This is a genomic window from Amycolatopsis sp. GA6-003, from assembly GCF_046267895.1.
Lineage (GTDB): Bacteria > Actinomycetota > Actinomycetes > Mycobacteriales > Pseudonocardiaceae > Amycolatopsis.
The window spans coordinates 7,495,002-7,516,169 of record NZ_CP176499.1 but is presented as its reverse complement, the minus strand read 5'-3'; the positions used below and the strand labels follow the sequence as shown (position 1 = coordinate 7,516,169).

21 protein-coding genes are annotated in these 21,168 nt (G+C 69.3%); 12 read left to right on the top strand and 9 right to left on the bottom strand.

Annotation, left to right across the window (positions count from 1 at the left end):
• Positions 1 to 195 precede the first annotated feature (195 nt).
• The 3 genes from F9C12_RS34075 to F9C12_RS34065 all read right to left on the bottom strand — a co-directional run bounded on the left by F9C12_RS34075 (position 196) and on the right by F9C12_RS34065 (position 3,331).
• Positions 196 to 1,794 (bottom strand): ABC-F family ATP-binding cassette domain-containing protein, encoded by a 1,599-nt coding sequence (locus tag F9C12_RS34075; protein WP_409463135.1) that lies wholly within the window; start codon positions 1,792 to 1,794, stop codon positions 196 to 198.
• 266 nt (positions 1,795 to 2,060) lie between these two features.
• Positions 2,061 to 2,477 (bottom strand): Dabb family protein, encoded by a 417-nt coding sequence (locus F9C12_RS34070; protein WP_409463134.1) that lies wholly within the window; start codon positions 2,475 to 2,477, stop codon positions 2,061 to 2,063.
• Between the two features lie 11 nt (positions 2,478 to 2,488).
• Positions 2,489 to 3,331: an SDR family oxidoreductase gene (locus F9C12_RS34065; protein WP_409463133.1), complete on the bottom strand. Its 843-nt coding sequence runs from the start codon at positions 3,329 to 3,331 to the stop codon at positions 2,489 to 2,491.
• 113 nt (positions 3,332 to 3,444) lie between these two features.
• Here F9C12_RS34065 and F9C12_RS34060 point away from each other — a divergent pair, with 113 nt between their 5' ends.
• Positions 3,445 to 6,105: an AAA family ATPase gene (locus tag F9C12_RS34060; RefSeq protein ID WP_409463132.1), complete on the top strand. Its 2,661-nt coding sequence runs from the start codon at positions 3,445 to 3,447 to the stop codon at positions 6,103 to 6,105.
• On the opposite strand, the gene F9C12_RS34055 is transcribed toward F9C12_RS34060, so the two are convergent.
• Genes F9C12_RS34055 through F9C12_RS34040 form a run of 4 tightly spaced genes read right to left on the bottom strand, consistent with a single transcriptional unit; the run spans position 6,102 to position 7,777 of the window.
• Positions 6,102 to 6,377, bottom strand: coding sequence for a hypothetical protein (locus tag F9C12_RS34055; protein WP_409463131.1), 276 nt, complete (start codon positions 6,375 to 6,377; stop codon positions 6,102 to 6,104). The two genes, F9C12_RS34060 and F9C12_RS34055, sit on opposite strands and share 4 nt — an antisense overlap.
• Positions 6,374 to 6,823, bottom strand: coding sequence for a hypothetical protein (locus tag F9C12_RS34050; protein WP_409185852.1), 450 nt, complete (start codon positions 6,821 to 6,823; stop codon positions 6,374 to 6,376). Before F9C12_RS34050 ends, F9C12_RS34055 begins: the two co-directional genes overlap by 4 nt.
• Positions 6,820 to 7,125 carry a hypothetical protein gene (locus F9C12_RS34045; protein ID WP_409185851.1) on the bottom strand — a complete coding sequence of 102 codons (306 nt, stop codon included), beginning with the start codon at positions 7,123 to 7,125 and terminating at the stop codon, positions 6,820 to 6,822. Before F9C12_RS34045 ends, F9C12_RS34050 begins: the two co-directional genes overlap by 4 nt.
• 10 nt (positions 7,126 to 7,135) lie before the next feature.
• On the bottom strand, positions 7,136 to 7,777 hold the full coding sequence (locus F9C12_RS34040) for a DJ-1/PfpI family protein (RefSeq protein WP_409463130.1): 642 nt from the start codon (positions 7,775 to 7,777) through the stop codon (positions 7,136 to 7,138).
• A gap of 122 nt (positions 7,778 to 7,899) precedes the next feature.
• Here F9C12_RS34040 and F9C12_RS34035 point away from each other — a divergent pair, with 122 nt between their 5' ends.
• The 11 genes from F9C12_RS34035 to F9C12_RS33985 all read left to right on the top strand — a co-directional run bounded on the left by F9C12_RS34035 (position 7,900) and on the right by F9C12_RS33985 (position 19,947).
• The gene (locus tag F9C12_RS34035) at positions 7,900 to 8,859 is read left to right on the top strand and encodes a GlxA family transcriptional regulator (RefSeq protein ID WP_409185849.1); all 960 of its coding nucleotides are present in this window, start codon (positions 7,900 to 7,902) and stop codon (positions 8,857 to 8,859) included.
• A 96-nt stretch (positions 8,860 to 8,955) separates the two neighbouring features.
• Entirely contained in the window at positions 8,956 to 9,981 is a 1,026-nt protein-coding gene (locus F9C12_RS34030; protein ID WP_409463129.1) for an ABC transporter permease, read from the top strand.
• Positions 9,978 to 10,943: an ABC transporter permease gene (locus F9C12_RS34025; protein WP_409185847.1), complete on the top strand. Its 966-nt coding sequence runs from the start codon at positions 9,978 to 9,980 to the stop codon at positions 10,941 to 10,943. The genes F9C12_RS34030 and F9C12_RS34025 overlap by 4 nt, the downstream gene beginning before the upstream one ends.
• Positions 10,940 to 11,932 (top strand): ABC transporter ATP-binding protein, encoded by a 993-nt coding sequence (locus tag F9C12_RS34020; protein ID WP_409463128.1) that lies wholly within the window; start codon positions 10,940 to 10,942, stop codon positions 11,930 to 11,932. The genes F9C12_RS34025 and F9C12_RS34020 overlap by 4 nt, the downstream gene beginning before the upstream one ends.
• On the top strand, positions 11,932 to 12,942 hold the full coding sequence (locus tag F9C12_RS34015) for an ABC transporter ATP-binding protein (RefSeq protein WP_409463127.1): 1,011 nt from the start codon (positions 11,932 to 11,934) through the stop codon (positions 12,940 to 12,942). The genes F9C12_RS34020 and F9C12_RS34015 overlap by 1 nt, the downstream gene beginning before the upstream one ends.
• Positions 12,935 to 13,879, top strand: coding sequence for a LysR family transcriptional regulator (locus F9C12_RS34010; protein WP_409463126.1), 945 nt, complete (start codon positions 12,935 to 12,937; stop codon positions 13,877 to 13,879). Before F9C12_RS34015 ends, F9C12_RS34010 begins: the two co-directional genes overlap by 8 nt.
• Complete coding sequence (locus F9C12_RS34005) at positions 13,876 to 15,576, top strand: ABC transporter substrate-binding protein (RefSeq protein WP_409463125.1); 1,701 nt, start codon at positions 13,876 to 13,878, stop codon at positions 15,574 to 15,576. Before F9C12_RS34010 ends, F9C12_RS34005 begins: the two co-directional genes overlap by 4 nt.
• 36 nt (positions 15,577 to 15,612) lie before the next feature.
• On the top strand, positions 15,613 to 16,683 hold the full coding sequence (locus tag F9C12_RS34000) for a hypothetical protein (protein WP_409463124.1): 1,071 nt from the start codon (positions 15,613 to 15,615) through the stop codon (positions 16,681 to 16,683).
• Positions 16,684 to 16,735: 52 nt separating this feature from the next.
• Complete coding sequence (locus tag F9C12_RS33995; RefSeq protein WP_409463123.1) at positions 16,736 to 17,764, top strand: LysR family transcriptional regulator; 1,029 nt, start codon at positions 16,736 to 16,738, stop codon at positions 17,762 to 17,764.
• A gap of 49 nt (positions 17,765 to 17,813) precedes the next feature.
• Positions 17,814 to 18,038 (top strand): hypothetical protein, encoded by a 225-nt coding sequence (locus tag F9C12_RS33990; protein WP_409463122.1) that lies wholly within the window; start codon positions 17,814 to 17,816, stop codon positions 18,036 to 18,038.
• 1,204 nt (positions 18,039 to 19,242) lie between these two features.
• A complete protein-coding gene (locus F9C12_RS33985; protein ID WP_409463121.1) occupies positions 19,243 to 19,947 on the top strand; it encodes a TetR/AcrR family transcriptional regulator in 705 nt (234 codons plus the stop codon).
• 4 nt (positions 19,948 to 19,951) lie between these two features.
• On the opposite strand, the gene F9C12_RS33980 is transcribed toward F9C12_RS33985, so the two are convergent.
• A complete protein-coding gene (locus F9C12_RS33980; RefSeq protein ID WP_409463120.1) occupies positions 19,952 to 20,329 on the bottom strand; it encodes a hypothetical protein in 378 nt (125 codons plus the stop codon).
• A 39-nt stretch (positions 20,330 to 20,368) separates the two neighbouring features.
• Positions 20,369 to 21,151: an MFS transporter gene (locus F9C12_RS33975; protein WP_409463119.1), complete on the bottom strand. Its 783-nt coding sequence runs from the start codon at positions 21,149 to 21,151 to the stop codon at positions 20,369 to 20,371.
• Between the last annotated feature and the right edge of the window lie 17 nt (positions 21,152 to 21,168).

The following is a 21,168-nucleotide window of genomic DNA, read 5'->3' as shown; positions in this document are numbered from 1 at the left end:
GCGCATCAGCGCACCGGCGGACCGCCGACTGTTCGACGCCGCAGAACACGCGGAGCGGCCAGGAAGCGGGTTTCACCCATCGGCGCGGGCGGCCCGGTATTCAGCACGATCGCCAAATCCCCAAGGCGCGACGGGATTCACTGCGGCGTTGATCGCGGCGGAAGCTGGCGCGCTCCCGCCGCGATCCGCAGACCGCTACCCCGCCGCGATTTCCTCCACTGTGGACCCGAACCGCACCCAGCTCGTCGCCCCGATGGTGTGCAGGAACGGGAGGTCGTGGCTGACCACCACGAGGGCACCAGCGTACGACTTCAGCGCCTGTGCCAATTGCCGGACGCTGGCCAGGTCCAGATTGTTCGTCGGCTCGTCCAGCAACAGCAATTGCGGCGCTGGTTCCGCCAGAAGCAGCGTCACCAGCGTTGCCCGGAAACGCTCGCCCCCGGAAAGGCTCCCTGCTGGCTGGTCCGCCCGGCTGCCGCGCACCAGGAACCGCGCGAGGTGAGCGCGGATCTCGTTGTCCGACGCGGAGGGCGCGGCGCGGGCCACGTTCTGCGCGGCGGACAGCGTGTCGTCCAGCAGGTCGAGCCGTTGCGGCAACCAGCGCACCGGCACCGGGACTTTCACCGTCCCGGATCGCGGCTCGATCGCGCCGGTGATCGTCTGCAGCAGCGTGGTTTTGCCGGAACCATTGGGACCGACCACTGCGACCCGCTCCGGCCCGCGCAGTGCGAAATCCACCACGAGGCCGTTCCGAAGCTCCACATCGGACAGAGTGAGCACTTCTTTCCCGGACGCCACCGAGGTTTCCGGCAGTTCGATCCGGATCTCGTCGCCGGTGCGGACCGCCTCCTCCGCCTCCTTCACTCGGTCCTTGGCCGCCGCCACCTTGCCAAGATGCATCGTGCGGTGCTTGCCCGCGGCGATTTCCGCGTCCTCCTGCCGCTTGCGCATCCGCACCTTGGGCTCGCGCTTGTTTTCCCACTGCTTCCGGCCGTACCGGGCGCGCCGGTCCAGTTTCGTCCGAGCCTCGGCCAGCTCCCGTTTCTGCCGCTTGAGATCCGACTCCGCGGCCCGCAGCAGGCGCGAAGCCGCCTCCTGCTGGACGGCCACCGCCGCCTCGTAATCGTCCAGATCGCCGCCGTATAAGGTCACCTCCCCGGAGCGGAGATCGCCGATCCGGTCGACGTGCCGCAGCAACTCGCGGTCGTGAGATACCAGGACCAGCACTCCTTTCCACGTCCGGACCGCCTCGCCGACCAGCCGCCGGGCCCGCAGGTCCAGGTTGTTGGTCGGCTCGTCGAGCACGAGCACGTCCGGTTGCCGCAGGAACTGCGCGGCGAGGCCGAGCAGGATCAGTTCACCGCCGGACAGCTCCCCCGCCCGCGCGTCCGGGGCGACGTGCGCGAGGCCGAGCCGATCGAGGGTCGCGCGGGTGCGTTCCTCGACGTCCCACTGCTCGCCGATGGTCGCGAAATGGCGTTCGTCGGCCTCCCCGCGTTCGATCGCGGCGAGCGCGGACCTGATCTCCGCCACGCCCAGCACCTCGTCGACCCGGCGTTCGGCGTCGAGAATCAGGTTTTGCGGCAGATAACCGAGTTCGCCGGACACGCTGATCGAGCCCGAAGCCGGCCGCAGTTCGCCGCAGAGCAGCCGGAGCAGGGTCGATTTCCCGGAACCGTTCACTCCGATCAGCCCGGTGCGGCCCTCGCCGATCGCCAGGGAAAACCGATCGAACACGACCTCGCCGTCCGGCCAGGCAAAGCTGAGGTCCGAGCACACGATGGACGAAGACACAGGCGTACCTCCCCGTTCGCGGATGGGACAAGAACGTGGGGACACCGCGGCGGAACCGGCGAGCACGGGACGGATTCAGGATGCCGTCCTCCGAGGCCAGACGCGCGACGGGCGGAAGAACCCGAGATCGCGGTGTCTCTACACCTCAGAAGATCAATGCACCTCTCCGATGAACGGCAACAACGGAGAAGAGCGTACCCAACAGACCCGGCCGCTCCAACGAATTAACGCAGCGGGCGCGGTACCCGGACCGCGCCCGCTGACCGTCACCCGCCGTGTTTCCCCGGTGCCGCGCTGCCGGTGTACTCGGCGAGGCCGGAGATGAGGTCCGCGATGTCCGGCACGTTCTCGAACCGGGTCCGGTGCACGTCGGCGATCTTCGCGCCGATCTCCGGGTCCGGGTCGTCGGTGATGTCGGACGACATGAACTCCTCCACCAGCGGCAGCCCGACCCGGTCCAGTTCGAGGTGCGCGGGATGGTTCATGTACTCCGCGTATCCCTCGATGTCCTCGAGCACCAGTACGGCGCCCAATTCGTATTTCCCGCCGAAATCACGGCCGACGACGCGCGCCTTGATCGCCGGGATCGCGGTGAACAGTTCGGTCATTTTCGCGACGACAGCGGTCTTTTCCTCCGGCGTGACCTCAGGTTTGAGCGCGAACCGAATGCTGTGGTAGATCATCGGAATTCCTTTCAGAGGGCCGCGAACGCGGCGGCGTAGTCCCGGGCGAACTCGGTGAGATCACGGGCAGGTCGTCCGGTCAGCTCGGCGACGGAGGTGTGCACCTCCGCGGCCTCGCCCCGGGAGTAGTGGGCGTAGTCCTCGACCAGACCGTCGATCTGCCACGACGGGAGCAGCCCGGTCAGCGCGGCGGCGAACTGGTCGGCGGGCGCGTCGTGGAAGGCGATGTCCCGTCCGGTGACGGCGGAGAGCGCGTCGGCGATCTGGGCGTGGGTCACGGCGCGCGGGCCGGTCAGGGTGTAGGTGCGGCCGGAGTGACCGGTGCTGGTTAATACGGCAGCGGCGGCAGCTGAGATATCTCTGGTGTCGATGGCGCTCACGGCCGCGTCGCCGATGGGCGCGGCGAAGAATCCCTGCGCGATGGTGGCGGAGAAGTTGAGCAACGCCTGCAGGTAGAGGTTGGGCCGGAGCACGGTGTAGTCGAGCCCGAGTTTCGCGACGTGCGCCTCGACTTCGGCGTGCCAGCGCAGGAAGCGCACCGGCGAATCGGCCCGGGCCGCGTACTGGGAGAGCAGCACGAGCCGGTTGACCCCGGCGTCGCGGGCCAGGTTCGCGAACCGGATCTGCAGCTCGGCGGCGTCGGGGGCCGAAGGGCTGTTCAGGAAGACCGCGTCGACGCCCTTCAGCGCCGCGGCGATCGAGGCCGGGTCCCGCAGGTCGGCGACGACGGTCTCGACGCCGTCGACGGGACGGCCCCGCGTCATGGCGCGGACGGTGCCGCCGCGGGCTTGCAGGGCGGGAATCAGCGCGGACCCGACGGTCCCGGTAGCGCCGGTGACAAGCACTGTGTCCATTGTGGAATTTCCTTTCCTCGGGTGACCTGCCACCACCATCGCCCTGCCCTCCCACCGCTCGCGTCGGCGACTATCACCTACTTCGCCTACGCACCTGCCCTAAGGTTCGGACCATGCCCACGACGTCCTCCCTCATCGGCCGGCACGACGAGATCGACCGCCTCCTCGCGCTGGTCCGTTCGGCGGAACAGGGCGAGGGCGGCGTCCTCGTCCTGCGCGGCGAGCCGGGCATCGGCAAGAGCGCGCTGCTGGACCACGTCGAGCAGGCGGCGGAGGGGTTTCAGCGCATCCGCGCGTCCGGGTCGGAGTTCGAGGGCGAGCTGCCGTTCGCGGCGCTGCACCAGCTGTGCGTTCCAGTGCTCGCACACCTGGAGACCCTGTCGACGCCCTACCGCGACTCCCTCCTGGTCGCGTTCGGGCTGGCCGACGGCGCGCCGGACCCGTTCCGCGTCGGCCTCGCCGCTCTCGAACTGCTGGCCACCGCGGCCGCGGAACGCCCGATGCTGTGTGTGATCGACGACGCACATTGGCTGGACGCCGCCTCGGCGCGCGCGTTGACCTTCCTGGCCAGGCGCATCTCGGCCGAACCGATCGCGATGGTGTTCGCCGCCCGCGACCAGGACCCGGTCCCCGGCCTGGACGAGCTGCCCGGACTGACCGTCGGCGGGCTGAGCGACGCGGACGCGCGCGCCCTGCTGGCCGGGGAGAAGACCGGGACGCTCGACGAACGGGTGCGCGATCGCCTCCTCGCCGAGGCGCGCGGCAACCCGCTCGCCCTGATCGAACTGCCGAAAGCAGGCGGTTTCGCGCTGCCGACGCCGTCGCCGATCGCGAGCCGGATCGAGCGGAGTTTCCTCGCGAGAATGGCGGAGCTTCCCTCGGACGCGCGGGAGCTGCTGATCCTCGCCAGCGCCGATCCCACCGGCGACCCGGGCCTGCTGTGGGCGGCCGCCGAACGGCTGGACCTCGACGTGTCCGCGGCGAGCGCCGCCGCCGAGGCGTCCGGGCTGATCCAGTTCGACACGCGGGCGCGCTTCTGCCATCCGCTGGCGCGCTCGGCCGCTTACCGCGCGGCTGAGCCGAAACAGCGGCGAGCGGCGCACCGTGCGCTAGCCGATTCGACCGACCCGGACACCGCTGGCGACCGGCGCGCCTGGCACCGCGCGCAGGCCACCGCCGGGCCGGACGAGGAGGTCGCGGCGGAGCTGGAAGTGTCGGCGTCCCGCGCGCAGGCCCGGGGTGGCGTCGCGGCCGCCGCCGCGTTTCTCGAACGCGCCGCCGCGCTGTCGCTCGACCACGGCAAGCAGGTCGAACGCACGCTCGCAGCCGCCCGGGCGACGCTCGCCGCGGGCCGGACCGAAGCCGCGGCTGACCTCCTGACCAGCATCGACGCCTCGACTTTGGCGGTCCCGCAACGGGCCTCCGTCGACCTGCTGCGCGGGCAGATCGCCTTCGTCCAGGGCGCGGACGGGGCGGTTCGCGGGCCGGAGATCATCCTGGGTGCCGCGCAGCAGCTCGCCGCGAGCGACCCGGAACGGTCGCGCGAGTTCTTGGTGGCGGCGCTGGAGATGGGGCTCGTCGTCGGGAGGGCCGCGGGAGTGCTGGACCGGGTGCTCGCCGCCGCGCCCCCGGCCGGACCCGCGGATCTCCTCGCCGCGCTCGTGCGGTTGACCGCCGAAGGACCTCGCGCCGGGGTGCCGGCGATCCGGCGGGCCCTCGCCGGCGACGACTGGACCCGCACGCCCGCACTGGCTGCCGTGCTAGCGGGCGAGCTGTGGGATCTCAGCCTGCACCGGACGATCGTCGACTGGCTGACGCGGACCGGACAGTCGACCGGCTCGCCGATGACCGTCCGGCTCGGTCTGTCGCAGGCGGCGATCTACGCGGTGCTCACCGGGAACTTCGGGCAGGCGATGGCCGCGATCGCCGAGGAAGAAGCCATCGCCGACGCACTCGGCGACCCTCCCCAGCTCTACCCGCGCGTGCACCTGGCGGCGATGCGCGGACGCCGGCAGGAGGTGCTCGACCTGTTCGCCGAGGCCACGAGCCGCCGCACCGGCCAGCTGACCGCGAACGCCCACTGGGCGACGGCCGTGCTGTACAACGGCCTCGGCGACTACCCGGCTGCTCTCGCGGCCGCGACGCAAGCAGTGGCGAGCGGTGATCTCTTCCTCGCCGGCATCGCCTTGCCCGAGCAAATCGAGGCCGCCGTGCGATGCGGGGAGGACGCCGTCGCTCGGTCCGCGTTGGAAGACCTGGTCGAGCGCACGGAACCCGCCGGCACCGACTTCGCACTCGGCGTCGCGGCTGGCGCGCGGGCGATGGTCCACGACGCCGAGGACGAGTACGTCGCGGCGCTGTCGTACTTGACCGGTACTCCGCTTTCCGTGCAGACCGCGCGGGCGCACCTGCGGTACGGGGAATGGCTGCGCCGCGCTGGCCGCCGCCGGGATGCGCGCGAACATCTGCGTACCGCACATGAGCAGCTGTCGGAGATCGGAATGGAGGCGTTCACCCGGCGGGCGGCCGATGAGCTGCGCGCTACCGGAGAGGTGGCGCGCAGCCGATCAGCGCATACCTACGACCGGCTGACCATGCAAGAGATGCACATCGCGCGCGAGGTCGCCGCTGGGGCCACGTCGAAGGAGGTGGCTACGCGGCTGTTCCTCAGCCCTCGGACGGTGGATGCCCATCTGCGTAATATCTTTCGGAAGCTCGGTATCACGTCACGGAGGCAGCTCAGAGATATGCCTGATCTTCGGGACCCGAGCTAGGCGCCTCCTGCCGACGACGTTCTCCGCGGCGAAGCGGCCCGCGCCGAGAGAAGCCCGCCGATTCCCGGGATCAACGCCAGCAGCCACACCCGATGCCGGCCTTCCATCACGAGTACGGCGCCGATCACCGTCCCCATGTAAGCCAGCCCGTGAATCGGGCCCAGCACCCCCGACACCGTCGGCTGATGCACGGTCGCCACATTTCCCAGCATCAGCACCAGCGTGACCAATTCCACCGCGCCGATGATTTCCAAAATCCGTCGCGGGCTCACAATCCCACCCCCGTCGTCGAGCCGGGACGGTAGATCATCAAAACGACGACCGCCGCCCACAGCAGGTTGAAAATTCCGGTGGTCATTCCCAGCCGGACGGTCACCGGCCGGTCAGAACCGAGCGCGTCGACGACGCGTTTCTGGCCGGGCAGGATCAACCCGACCAGAATTCCCGCGGCGGCGACGGTCAGGACCAGCGAGACGATCAGCCACGCGTCCCCCAGCACCCCGATCCGCGCACCGGTCGCGAGGCCGAAGACCGGGACCAGGACCCCGATCACCGCGTAAACCCGGGTGGTCCGGTGGAGAACCTGCAGCGTCGCGGCCTTCTTCGGGTCGTCGGAAGCGAGCCGGGCGGCGCTCGGGAACATGCTCGCGGCGACGGCGACCGGCCCGATCGCGAGAATGGCCGCCAGGACGTGCACCGACAAAAGAAAAGCGTTCACGCGGAGATCCGTTCACCCGTCACGCTGGTGCGCGGAAGCCGCCCGGCGCGGGATTCGCCGGAAAGGGAGTCGCCGTGCACGGTGACGGCGTAGTCGAGATTGAGCCGCATCGGCCGGGTGATGCGTTGCCGCCAGGTGAATCGGTCGCCGGAGGCCGCGAGTTCGGTGAGCGGCGTGGTTTCCCCGAAGCCGCTCGCACTGCCCTGGAGCACGCCGTCCGTTTCTTCGAAAGTGTAGGTGGCTTCCATGGTGCCGATCGGGGTTTTCATCCGCAGCAGCCAGGTTCCGACAATGGTGTTCATTCTTTCCCTTTCAGTGCGCGGCTTTCCAGGTGGTGCCGCGCCGTTCGTACTCGAAAAGCTCCTCGACGGCGTGTGCGGTGTGCGAGCCGAAATCGCGCTCCAGCACGTAAAGCGCCACATCGAGACCGGAAGTGACCCCGCCGCCGCTGATGAGGTCTCCGTCGTCCACGACGCGGGCGCGGACGGCGTTCGCTCCGGTGGCCTCGAGCAGGTCGATGCCGAGCACATGCGTCGTCGCGGTACGGCCCTCGAGCAGACCCGCCATCGCCAGTGCGAGTGAACCCCCGCAGATGGTCACGACCGTGCTGTCCGGATTGTCGAACGCGCGCCGCAGCAACGGCATCGCGTCCCCCGACGCGAAGCGCGACAACAGGACGGGGATGGTCTCGACACCCGTGTCCGGATCGCCGTCCACCGGGCCGGCCGCGCCGGGGACGAGGACATAGCCGGACGCGTCGGGGTCGAACGCGGCGGTCGCGGTCAGGGTGAGCCCGGGGTTGCCGGAGCGCACGACGCCGGGACCGTCCGCGCTCACGAGTTCGACGGCGAGCTTGCCGCCGAGGAACCCGCTTCCGGCTGACAGCACCTCGAACGGCGCGACGACGTCGAGCGGGTCGAACCCGTCGAAGAGGACGAACTGGGCCCGAAGCATGAGTGGTTCCTTTCGATGGACGCTTTCGTCCATCGAAGCCCGTCGGCGATGATCTTCCCAGTGGCTATCTGGACAACTTCCACTCAGATCTGGCCACGCCGCCGATGCCTTATCCTGCAGGTATGTACACCACGGTGGTGCTTGCCCTGCCGGACTCGATCGCCTTCGATCTGGCCACGCCAATCGAGACCTTCGGGCGGGTCCGGCTCCCCGACGGCCGCCCGGGGTACCGGACGCTCGTCGCCGGTCCGGCGCGCGACGTCGAGGCGGGCCCGCTGCGCCTGGCGGTCGACGAAGGCCTGGACGCCCTCCACCGCGCCGACCTCATCGTGGTGCCCGGACGCAACAACCCGCTGGCCCCGACGGCGCCGGAAGTCCTGGACGCGTTGCGCGCGGCGGCCGACCGCGGCACGCGCATCGCGTCGATCTGCGTCGGGGCGTTCACGCTCGCCGAAGCGGGATTGCTCGACGGCCGGGACGCGACAACGCATTGGCTGGCCGCCGACGGATTCAAAAAGAAATACCCGGCAGTCCGGATGAATCCCGACGTGCTTTACACCGACAACGGGAAAATCCTCACCTCCGCGGGCGCGGTCGCCGGAATTGATCTGTGCCTGCACATCGTCCAGAACGATTACGGAACCGCCGTCGCGGCCGACGCCGCCCGGCTCGCGGTCGCGCCATTGCACCGGCCCGGCGGACAGGCGCAATACCTCGTCCGCAATCGCCCGCCCAGCCGCGCGACCGCACTCGGCCAGATACTGCCGTGGATCGAGGAAAACGCCTACCGCGACCTCGCTCTCGCGGACATCGCCGACGCGGCCGGGCTGAGCGTGCGCACGCTGACCAGGCGGTTCAAGGACGAAACCGGGCAAAGCCCGATGCAATGGGTGGCCGGAGTGCGCATCCGGCAGGCCCAGGAACTGCTCGAAACCACCGATCACACCGTCGACCGGATCGCCGCGCAGACCGGATTCCCGACGACGAGCAACTTCCGTTCGCAGTTCTGCCAGGTCGTCGGGGTGCCGCCGGGCGCTTACCGGAAAGCGTTCCGGCCGGGGCCGCGCGGAGCAGCCCATTAGGCCGGCTTATCGAATGCGATGCCGGTCTTCTTGCCGAAAAACCTGACCCTTCTCTAGTTTTTGCCGACAGGACGGTGAAACCGAGGGGGTGGCCAGGTGACCGAACCCCAGGCCGCCGGGACCCGGGCGGAACCGGAATCCGGCGGCGGGCCGTGGCGCCGGGGAATCCGGGCGCTGCTCGGCAATTCCCGGGTGATGGCGTCGGCGGCGGTCCTCGTCGTGATCGTGGTGCTCTGCCTGCTCGCGCCGCTGTACGCCAGCCAGGTCTCCGGAACCGATCCGTTCGTCGCCGACCCGGTCGGCACCACCGTGCTCGACGACGGAACCGTGCTGCCGTTGCTGCAACCCGCGTCCCAGGGCGTCGGCGTGCTGCCGATCGGCCCGACCGGACAGGCGCATTTCCTGCTCGGCGCGGACGGGGACGGCCGCGACGTCGCCGCGCGGATCCTCTACGGCGGCCGGAACACCCTGGTGATCGGGGCGCTCGCCGGCCTGGTCGCCTGCGCCGGAGGCCTGGTGATCGGGCTGCTCGCCGGATACGTCGGCGGCGTGGTCGACGGGGTGCTGTCCAGGATCCTGGACGTCGTATGGGCGTTTCCGGTGCTGATGCTGGCGATTTCCCTTTCCGCGATCAGTTTCGCGTCCGGGATCAGCCTCGGTTTCGTCCGGATCAGTTCCGGCAGTCTCGCCTTGCCGGTCCTGATTATCGGAGTGGTCTATGTGCCTTATGTCGCGCGGCCGGTGCGCGGGGCGGTGCTGTCCGTGCGCGCCGCGGACTACGTCGGCGCGGCCACGTCCTACGGCGCCGGGCACGGCCGGATCATCCGCCGGGAAATCCTGCCGAACGTGCTGTCCCGGGTGCTCGTGCTGTTCCCGCTGATGGTGGCGACCGCGATGCTGCTGGAATCCGGCCTGTCGTTCCTCGGCATCGGCGTGCATCCGCCCGCCGCGAGCTGGGGCACGATCATCGAGGACGGCACGCAATTGCTGCGCAACCGGCCGCTGATGGCGATCGTGCCCGGTGCGCTGCTCGCGATCACCGTGTGCGTGCTGAACATCCTCGGCGACGCGATCCGGGACGCCTTCGACCCGAAGGCCGAGCTGCGGATGCGTGCCCGGTGATCGGCTACGTCGTGCGCCGCGTGTTCTCCGCGGCGGGCGTGCTGATCGCGGTGAGCGTCCTGGTCTTCCTGATCTTCTTCAAGACCCCGGGCGTCGACCCGGCGCGGCAGATCGCGGGCAAACAGGCGACCCCGCAGGTGATCGCGCAGATCCGGGCGGATTTCGGCCTCGACAAGCCGTTGCCTGCACAGTACTTCGAGATGATGAAGCGCCTGGTCGTCGACCGGGACCTGGTCTCCTACACCGATCGCGGCCCGGTGCTGTCCCGCGTCGCCAAGGCCGTTCCGGTCACGCTGTCGCTGGTCGGCGGGGCCGCCGTGCTCTGGCTGCTGCTCGCGCTCGGCGCGGGCACGCTCGCCGCCGTCTTCCGCGGCCGCGCGGTCGATCCGCTGCTGATGGGGCTCGGGCTGATCGGCATGTCGCTCCCGGTGTACTGGCTAGGCGGCGTGGTTAACCTGCTCACCCAGGGCACCTGGCATACCAGCGTCTTCAGCTGGCTGCCCGAACTCGGCTACACGCCGATCAACGTCGACCCGCTGAAGTGGTTCGGGCAGCTGCTGTTCCCTTGGATCACGCTGGCGATCGGCACCGCCGGGCTGTACGCACGCGTGCTGCGGGCCGACCTGATCGAGGTCGACCGGTCCGAATTCGTGCTCACCGCCCGCGCGAAGGGCCTTCCTGAATCCCGCGTGCTGCTTCGCCACGTGCTGCGGAACTCGCTGATCCCGTTCGTCAGCCTCTTCGGCCTCGATCTCGGGGCCATGCTCGGCGGGGCCGCGGTGCTCACCGAGCAGGTGTTCGGCCTGCCCGGGGTCGGCAACCTCACCTTCCACTCGCTCAGCCGGTTCGACCTGCCGGTGCTGATGGCGGTGACGCTGTACGGCGCGTTCGCCGTCGTGCTGGTGAACCTCCTGGTCGACCTCGGTTACGCGGCCCTTGACCCGAGGATCCGAGTGCGATGACGACCTTGTCCGCGGAAGGCCTGACCGTCGAGTTCCGCACGCGCAACGGCTTGGTGCGGGTGGTGGACGACGTGTCGTTCTCCCTGCCGGAGGGCGAAACCCTCGGCGTGGTCGGCGAATCCGGCTCCGGGAAGTCGGTCACCATGCTCGCGCTGCTCGGCCTGATCCGCGACAGCAACGCGATCGTGCGCGGCCGGGTGCTGTTCGACGGCCGGGATCTCCTCGCCCTGCCGCCCAAGCGGAGGCGCGAGTACCGCGGCAGCCGGATCGCGATGATCTTCCAGGACCCGATGACGTCGCTGAACCCGGTGTACCGCGTGGGATGGCAGATAGCCGAACAGATATGTCACCACCAGCGCGGTGGCATGCGAGCCGCCCGCCGCCGCGCGGTCGAACTGCTCGGCCTCGTCGGCATCCCGAGCCCGGACGCCCGTGCGCGGGACTATCCGCACCAGTTCTCCGGCGGCATGCGGCAGCGGGTGATGATCGCGATGGCACTGTCCTGCGAACCCGACGTCCTGATCGCCGACGAACCGACCACCGCGCTGGACGTTTCGGTGCAGGCGCAGATCCTGCGCATCATCCGGGACCTGAGCGCGCGCAGCGGGACCAGCGTCGTCCTGATCACGCACGACCTCGGTGTGCTCGCCGGAATCGCGTCGCGGATACAGGTGATGTACGCGGGACGGATCGTCGAGCAGGCACCGACCGCGCAGCTGTTCGCCCATCCGCGGCATCCGTACACCGTCGGGCTGCTCGGCTCGATTCCGCGGCTGGATGTGCCCCGGCCGCCCCGGCTGCCGTCCATCGAGGGCTTGCCGCCGCTCGCGGCCGACATCGGGCCGGGCTGTGCGTTCGCGCCGCGTTGCCCGGACGCGCAAGCGGTGTGCGTCCAGCAACGGCCGGTTCTGCTGCCGTCGGCCGCGGAGCATTTCCACGCCTGCCTGCTGCGGCACGCGCCCTCCCCCGACGAAAAGAGAACCGCCTGATGTCCGAACTCATCAGCACCACCGACCTGGTCAAATGGTTCCCGGTCCGGCGAAACCGCTTGGGCCGTCCCGCTCGGCTGCACGCCGTCGATCGCGTCACGCTGTCCGTGCGGCGCGGCGAAACGCTCGGTCTGGTCGGCGAATCCGGCTGCGGCAAGTCCACCCTCGGCCGGTGCCTGGTCCGGCTGTACCGGCCGAGCAGCGGGTCGATCAGTTTCGCCGGCAGAGATATCAGCCGGACCGGCCGGCGCGGGCTGCGCCCGGTGCGCCGGTCGGTGCAGATGATCTTCCAGGACCCGTACGCCAGCCTGAACCCGCGCCGCCGGGTCGGCGATTCGGTCGCCGAGCCGCTGCGCGTGCACCGGCGGCCCGCGACCCGCGCGGACATCGCCGAACTCCTTGTCCTGACCGGGCTTTCCGCCGAACTCGCCGACCGGTTCCCGCACGAGCTGTCCGGCGGCCAGCGGCAGCGCGCGGTGATCGCGCGAGCGCTGGCGCTGCGGCCGCGGGTCGTCGTCGCCGACGAACCGGTGTCCGCGCTGGACGTCTCGGTCCAGGCGCAGATCCTGAACCTGTTCGACGACCTCAAGGAACGCCTCGGCCTCACCTACGTGTTCATCGCGCACGACCTCGGCGTCGTCCGGCACACGTCCGACCGGGTCGCGGTGATGTATCTCGGCCGGATCGTCGAACAGGCACCGGTCGCTGAGATCTTTGCCGCGCCGCACCACCCTTACACCGCGGCACTGCTGGCGTCGGTGCCGATCCCGGACCCGGCGGCGGGCACGGGCTGGCGGGACACGACGCTGGCCGGAGACGTGCCGAGTCCGCTCGACCCGCCGCGCGGCTGCCGGTTCCACCCGCGCTGCCCGCGCGCCACCAGCGTGTGCCGGACGACGGAACCGTTGCTGGCCAAGGAAAACGCCCGCCACGAGGTCGCCTGTCACCACCCGCTTGAGCCGGCCGTCCAGGTGGCGCCGGCCGAACCGAAGGCCGCTCGCGATGACTAGCGCCGAGACCGACCAGTCCACCCGTCCGACGCTCCCGCAGCTCGCGGCGCTGATCGCGATCTCCGCGACCGGTTCGTTCGCCGGGGCCGCGACCGCGCTCGGCTGCACGCAGTCCGCGGTGAGCCAGCGGGTCGCGAGCCTGGAGCGCGGGCTCGGGGTCCTGCTGGTGCACCGGTCCCGGCAGCAGCGCCGGGTTTCGCTCACCGAAGCGGGCGACACTCTGGTCGCCGCCGCGGAGCAGGTCGGCGGGATCCTCTCGGTCGCGATCAGCCAGGTGGAGACGATCCGCAAGGGCCTCAACGCGACCGTCCGGATCGGCCTGTTCACCAGCGCGAGCGAGCGGGTGATCCCGCCGATGATGGCGGCGCTGCGGCGGCAGCCGGTCGACTACCGGATCGAATTGGTGGAACTGGACCAGCAAGCCGAAGTGTCGCGGCTGGTGCGCAACGGGGACGTCGACCTCGCTTTCGTGAAGCTGCCGATCGCCGATCCCGCGCTGCTCACCGCGGAACTCATCACCGACCCCTTCGTCCTGCTGACGCCGGCCGGCGCCCCGCCGGTCTCGCCCGGCCGGCTCGCCGGGCTGCCGCTGATCGGCCTGCGCGGCCAGCGCGACCCGATGGAGGCCTGGGCCGCGTCCGCGGGCGCGGAGCTGAACTGGGTGCTGGAGATGGAAACCAACCACGCCGTCGAGGCGATGGTCGCCGCCGGGCTCGGCTACGGCACCGTGCCGCGGCTCACCCTCGGCGGCCGGACTCCCGGCGTGCGAAGGATTTCCCTCGCCGGCACCGTGCCGGCGCGGACCGTTGGGATCGCCTGGCGGCGGTACCACCCGAGGCTGGCGTTCATCCGCGGGGTCATCGACATCATCCAGCGGGTGTGCGCCCGTTCGGCGGAGATCCTGCCGCCGGTCGACGGCGAAGGGCTGGCGCGATGAGACGGAAACCGGCCGTGCTCGCGGCGCTGGTGCTCCTGGCGGCGAGCGGATGCGCGGTAGACGACACGCTGGATCTGACGTCGGTCGCGCCCGGCGATCGCGGACATCAGGGCGGGATCGAGGTTTTGCTGTCCTCGGGCAATGTCGGCACCGCCGATCCGATGGTCAATTTCTCCACGTCGTCCTGGACGCTTTTCACCGCGACCTACGACGGCCTCACCGCGTTCACCAAATCCGGCCCGGAAACCGGCCAGCACGTGGCACCCGATCTCGTCACCGAAATCCCGAAACCCGCTGCCGACGGTCTCAAGTGGACCTTCACCCTGCGCTCCGGCATCCGGTTCAGCGACGGACGCGAGGTTCGGCCGAAGGACGTCAAAGCGTCCTTCGAGCGGATGTTCAAGGTGCACGGGCCGACCACGTCCTCGCAATTCGACGTCCTCGCGGGCGCGAAAGAATGTCTCGACGCTCCGGAAACCTGCGATCTGTCACAAGGCATCGCGATCGACGAGACGACCAACAAGATCACTTTCACGCTGACCGAACCGGATCCCGAACTCCCCCAGCAACTCGGGCAGCCGCTGGCGTCGATTCTGCCCGCGGACACCCCGCCCGCCGACGTCGGCTCGGACGTGGCGAAACTGCGCTCGACCGGACCGTATTACTGGGCGAGCTACGATCCGACCGACCGCGTCGTGCTGAAACGCAATCCGTATTTCCGCTCCTGGTCGCCGCTCGCCGCCCCAGAGGGATATCCGGATCAGATCGTGCAGAAATTCGGCCTCGAACCGACCGACCAGATCACCGCGGTGATCAACGGCCAGGCCGATCTCGCCGCCGACCAGCCGCCGCCGGACCGGTTGAACGAGATCAGCGTCGACCACCCGCGGCAATTGCACCTCGACCAGCTCGGCCACGTCTGGTATTGGGCGTTGAACACCCGGATTCCGCCGTTCGACAATCTCAAGGCCCGGCAGGCATTGAATTACGCGTTCGATCGCAACTCGGCAGTGCTGCAGGCGGGCGGCCCTGGGCTGGCCGTGCCGACCTGCCAGATCCTGGTGCCGAACATCCCGGGCTACCAACAGTATTGCCCGTGGACGAGCAACCCGGGCCCGAACGGCCGCGGACCGTGGCGCGGCACTGATCTCGCGAAAGCGAAGCGGCTGGTCGCCGAATCCGGTACCGCCGGAGCCGCGGTTTCGGTGGTACCGGGAAACAACCGGATGCATATCGCGATGGGCGAATACATGCAGACGCTGTTGACCGATCTGGGCTACCGTGCGACGCTGAAACCGATGGACGAAGGATTGCAGTATCCCTTCGTCCAGAATTCCGGAAACCACGTCGAAGTCGCCTTGACCGACTGGTCCCAGGACTATCCGGCCCCGAGCGATTTCCTGAAAGTGCTGACGTTCTGCGCCTCGTTCGTGCCGAATTCGGACGCGAGCCCGAACGTCGGCGGCTTCTGCGATCCGGCCGTCGACGCCCGGATGGCCGAGGCCTTGCGGCTGGCCAACACCGATCCGGACGCGGCGAACGCGCTGTGGGCCGAGGTGGACCGCGCGGTCACCGATCAGGCTCCGTGGGTCTCCATGTACGTGCCGAAATGGATCGACTTCGCCTCGGCGCGGCTCGGCAATTACCGGTTCAGCGGCCAATTCGGCTTTCTGCCCGGAGTCGCCTGGCTGCGCTGAGCTTTCCCCGGAAGTCCCGCCCAGCGAAGGAGTGGCATGCCGAATCCCGACGGTTCCTCTCGATACGCACCCGACGCCGCCACGTTGCGCCGGCATCTCCTGCCGCTGCTCGCCGCGCGCGGGCCGTCCGGCTACGAGGACGAACCGGTGCGCGCCTGGGTCGAATTGGCGGGCGAATTCGCGGACGTGCACGTCGATCCGCTCGGCAGCGGGCACGCGGTGGTCAATCCGGGCGGCAACCCGCGAATCACCCTGATCGGGCACATCGACGAAATCGGGCTGAGCGTCAGCCACATCGACGACGCCGGGCGGCTGTGGGCGGTCAGCATCGGCTGCTGGGACGCTGCGATCCTGTACGGCCAGCATGTCGTGGTGCTCGCGGAAAACGGCCGGGTGCCCGGCGTGATCGGCACCGCGCCGCCGCATTTGAACGACGGTGATTCGACCCCGAAAATGGCCGATTTGTGGATCGACATCGGCGCCACCAGCCGGGCCGACGCGCATTCGGTCGTGACGGTCGGCGACCCGGTGGTCTTCGGCGCGCCTCCGGTCGACCTGCGCAACGGCCGGATCGCCGCACCGGCGCTGGACAACCGGCTCGGCGCGCTGGCCGTCCTCGAAGCAGCTCGCGCAGCAGCCGCGGCAGCGGGCACCGCTGAGATCTCAGCGGTCGCCAGCGTGCGCGAGGAAACGAGCTACCACGGCGCGATGGGAGCCGTTTACGCGACGGAGCCGAATTTCGCACTGGCGATCGACACCACGTTCGCCAGCGACATCCCGGAAGACGGCATCGAACGCAAAACCGGCGACCACCGCCTCGGCTCCGGCCCGGCGATCGGCCGCGGCGCCGTCACCGACGAACCCATGGCACGCACCTTGCGCACCCTGGCCACAGAACTCGGAATCCCTTACACCATCGAGGCATACGGCGACGAAAGCGGCTCGGACGCCGATGCCATGGCAGCTGTCGCCGCTGGTATCCGTTGCGGCGTCATTAATATCCCAATCCGGCACATGCACAGCTCCGGCGAGGTCGCCGATCTCGCCGATCTGGCCAGTACGATCGATCTCGCGGCCGCGTTCTGCCTCGCCGGAGGGACCCGATGAGCCGCCCGCAGCGGGAACCTTGAGGATCCCGCCCTCGCAAGGAGGCCAGTCCATGACCGGCGCGGAACGACGGAACCGGCTCGGCCGGGTGGTGCTGGACGCCATCTGGTCCGACGGAGGCCGGCTCACCCTGCTGCAGCTGAGAGCCCTTTACGCGGTCGCGAACGAAGGCTCCTTCGCGGCCGCCGCGGTAGCGCTCGGCTGCAGCCAGCCCGCGGTCAGCCAGCGCATCGCGTCGATCGAACGGAGGCTCGGCGTCGTACTGGTCCGCCGCATGTCCGGCCAGCGCCAGGTGCGGCTCACCGACGCCGGGATCGCCCTGGTCAACGCCGCCGAACAGGTGCAGGTCGTCCTCCGCACCGCGACGAGGCACATCCAGGACATGCGCGACGGCCGCGAGCCGACCGTCCGGATCGGCGTGTTCTCAAGCGTCGCGGTGCGGGTGACGCCGCTGGTGCTGGCCGCGATGCGCACCCAGCAGCTGCCGTGCCGGATCAAGCCCGTCGAGGTCGACGACGACGTCCGCCTGCAGGAACTGCTGCGGTTCGGCGAGATCGACATCGCGTTCGTCATCTTCCCGCTGCAAAGCGGGGAAGCCCACGGCCTGGAACTGTTCAGCGACCCGTTCATCCTGCTCGCGCCCCGCGGCTCCCCGCTGGCCTCGATCGCCCGGATCCGCCCGGCGGATCTGCGCGGCCTGCCCATGGTGTGCCTGACCAGCGAACAGCTCGAGGTCGCCGCCGAACTCCGCCGGCAGGGCATCGAACCGAACTGGGTCTTCGGCACCGACAAGATCCACGTCGTGGAACCGCTGGTCGCCGCGGATGTCGGGTACTCGATCGTGCCGCAACTGGCGCTGGGGCAACGGCATCCGGGCGTCACGCGGTTCTCGCTGAGCGAGATCATCTCGCCGAGGGAGATCGGGATCGCCTGGCCGCCCCACCACCCGCGGCTCGGCCTGCTGCTGCGGGTGGCGGACGTGATCCGGGGCGTGTGCGCGGATCCGGCGGACATTTTGCCGCCTATCGACGAGCCTGGATGCGCTGCTGCGTCCAGCAACTCCCACTCGGTCCTGCGCTGACTCCACCCGGTGGGCGGAAAGGTCCGGCACCGGCGTACACCGCTTCGTCGTGCGCCGCCACGACGACCACCCGTGGCTGATCGGAAACGACCAGCAGGAAATGGAAACCAGCGGCAATGCCGAGTCGGTCGCCGAGGCTCGGGACTTGTATCCGTTGCTCGACCAGGCAGGCGCGATCTTCGTCGACGCTCCCAACTACGAGCCGGGCACGCCGCCGGACCCTCCGTCGCTGCGGCCGGTGCCGCCGGTCAAGCCGCATTACCTTGAGCAGTAACCGATCCCGACCACCACGGCCAGCACCGGGACGATCGCCAGACCGAACGGCGAGCGATGGCGCGTCCTGTGGCTCATTGCGGAGTTCTTTTGCCGAGATCCGAAGGGCACACTCGATTGACGGTGCGCAGTCTGATTCCCTGCAGCCAGGAGGTACGCCAGAATTCTCAGCATTGGACCAGCTTCCGCCGGTCGCTCGCCGCGCGGCGACTCCCGATTCGACCAATCGGACGCCTGGCGACCATTGGCACGCCGATGTTTCCGGCTTGCTTTCCATCGAGACGATCGCTGAACCACTGCGCTGTCCGCCGCGCGCCCCTGCGCAAGACTGAGTTCGCCGGACAGACCCGTCCGGTCGCCACCAGCAAGGCCTATTCGCGGTCGGCTTGGGCATGCCGCTGCGGTGGAGATGCGGTGCCGGGACCCCGTTGGCCCGGCACCGCACCATGGTGATCGTGCCCGGAGACGTCAAGCCACGATCACGCGTTGGGGTTGCAGCAGGGGCAAGCCCAGCCGCCCTGACGCGGGCGTTGGACCAGAAACCCGTACCGCTTGTCCTTGGCGGCTCCGATGGCCGCCGTCGAGCGGTGGCAGTTCGTCGGGTGGTTGCAATCCGAGGAGCAGCCCTTCCCGAGGCGACGGCGACGCGTTCGCGGCCGAACGATTCCCGCGGACCTGACGACCGCGAGCGAAGCGACCGAAGCCACCCCGGCGATCTTCAGAGACGCAGGCCCCATCGTCATGATCCCCATTCTTTTCCACCCCCTTGAGCGGAGTGCTCCCCTTGGCCTGAGCGAAACCATTCAGGTTTACCCCGGCGCAGTAATGCCGGGCGGAACAGCCCCGTCGCGCCCGTCGGCCCCCAACGCCGACGGGACGTGTGCACCGGACCATTCCGGCGGGCAGGCGCGGACGAGAAGGACCGGCGCATACGCACCCGCCGTCGTGAGCCCGCTGACCCGCGGCGACAGTTATTTCGTCACAGAGCGCCGCGGCTCGTGCGCGGTGTGAAGAAAAGCGGTGAAAACACCTGGGATCCCCCTAGCGCTCGACTCCCCCATCTGACGCTGGAACAAAACACTACCGAACGTGCCCGCAAGCGGCCAAACGTCTTTCCGCGACGTCACTGGGATGGCGTAGCCGTTCCCGCAGCGTCGCGCCGGTTACTGCCACTCAGACCAGCCAGCACCGCCGAATGCCGCCGGGTGCTTTCCTCCTTGCTTTCGACGGATATTCGGCACCCGTTTCCGAATACCGTCCGCTGCCGGACTGGTAGAATCGCGGGACAACCGCGGACAGGAAGGACCCGCGCGGTGTCACGCGCTGCAGAGCCGGAAACGCCCGTCGAGCGCCCCGGCGCCTACCGGAGCCGCTTCACCGGCGCGCTGGAGTCGCTGCTGGCGGAAAAACGCTTTCCGAAGATCACGATCGGCGACCTCGTCGGCCGGGCCCACACCTCGCGCCGCGGCTTTTACGAGCATTTCGACTCCAAGGAAGCCTGCCTGCTCGCCCTGCTCAATGAAGCGGCCGAATCCGGATGCGCGCAGATCTCCGCCGCGGTCGACCGCACCGCCCCGTGGCAGACGCAGGTCCGCCAGCTCGTCACGGCCTGGATCGGCGTCGTGGATGCCCGACCGGCCGTCACGCTGAGCTACCTCCGCGACGTACCGCTGCTGGACGCCCCGATTTCCGCCGGTCTGAACCACGACGCGTACGTCAACGTCGTACGCGCAATCTCGGCCGGCGAAGAATTCCAAGAGTCCGGAGGTGCTCCGCTGTCGCGAGTCCGCGCCCTGGTTCTGTTGGGAGGACTGGGAAAACTAGCCGAGGATGCGCTGCAGCACGGCGAAGCGGCAAGCACGCACCTTGAGGAAGCGGTACGGGCCGCGCTTCTCCTTGCCGCTTCGTGATATCTCAACTCGCCGGAGCTGATACCGCATCGACCCGCGTCCGGTAGGCCAGGGTGACCACAGCCGCGCCCGCGATCACCGCTGCGGTGGTGAGCGACGTTAGCGGCCAGCCGATCCGCTCCGCCGCCGTCGCGCCGAAGGCGGTGCCCAGGCTTCCGCCAGCGAAATACACCACCATGTACGCACTGTTGAACCGCGCTGGCGCGTTCGGCTCGATCGCCAGGACCGTGCTCTGATTAGCGACCTGCGCGGCGAAAAGACCAGCGTCGAAGAGAGCCAGACAGACCAGCGTCGAAACAGTGCTCGGCAGCGCGAAGGCAAGCACCGCACTGGCAACGCCAGCGAGAATCAGTCCACAAAGGACGACCCGGCGAGCACCCACGCGGTCGGTCCAAGCGCCCGCGACCCGGGTGGCGAGAATTCATGATATGCCAGCGAAAGCGTACAAGCCGATGCGTTCGGCGGAATACGAGAACGGCGGTTTCGACAGAGCGACCGCGATCCCGGACCACACCGCGCAGAACGCGAAGAACCAGAGCGTGCCGCGCACTGCCGCGAGCCGAAGAGCCGGATAACGCAGGTATAGTCCGGGAATCGAACGCAAAGTGGCGAGATAGCCACGATTGTTCGCACCGGCCACCGACGGAAGCACAAGCAGCACCGCGACCGCGGCCACCGCGCATCCGGCAGCGAAAACCCCCAGCATCGCGCGCCAGCCGATCAGGTCGGCCAGCCAGCCGCCGACGATGCGGCCCGCGAGGATTCCCGCTGAGATACCAGCGGTGACGATTCCCAGCGCGGTAGCTCGTCGGTCCGGGCTCGCCAGCCGGGCAGTCACCGAACTCAGTCCGGCGCCGACCGACGAGCACGCGCCAAGCACGCCGAGCACCAGGCCGAGCAACCACGCCTCGCCGACGATCGCGTTCAGTCCCAACGCGATGGCGAGCGCACCGAACTGTCCGGACAGGACGTAGCGCGGCGGAAACTGATCGACGAGCGGCACCAGCAGCGCGAGTCCGCACAGGTAACCGATCGGCGCGCAGGCGAGCGCGACCCCGACCGCGCCGAGCGACGTGCCGAGCGCGTCGGCGACCTCGGCGATGGCGGGCTGCAGCGGGTAACTGGCGGCGGTGCCCAGCGCGGCGGCGAGGGAGACGAACCCGACGACCGAACCGCGAAGACGCGGGCTGAGATCTGAATGCACGGGCCGAGCGTAGAAAG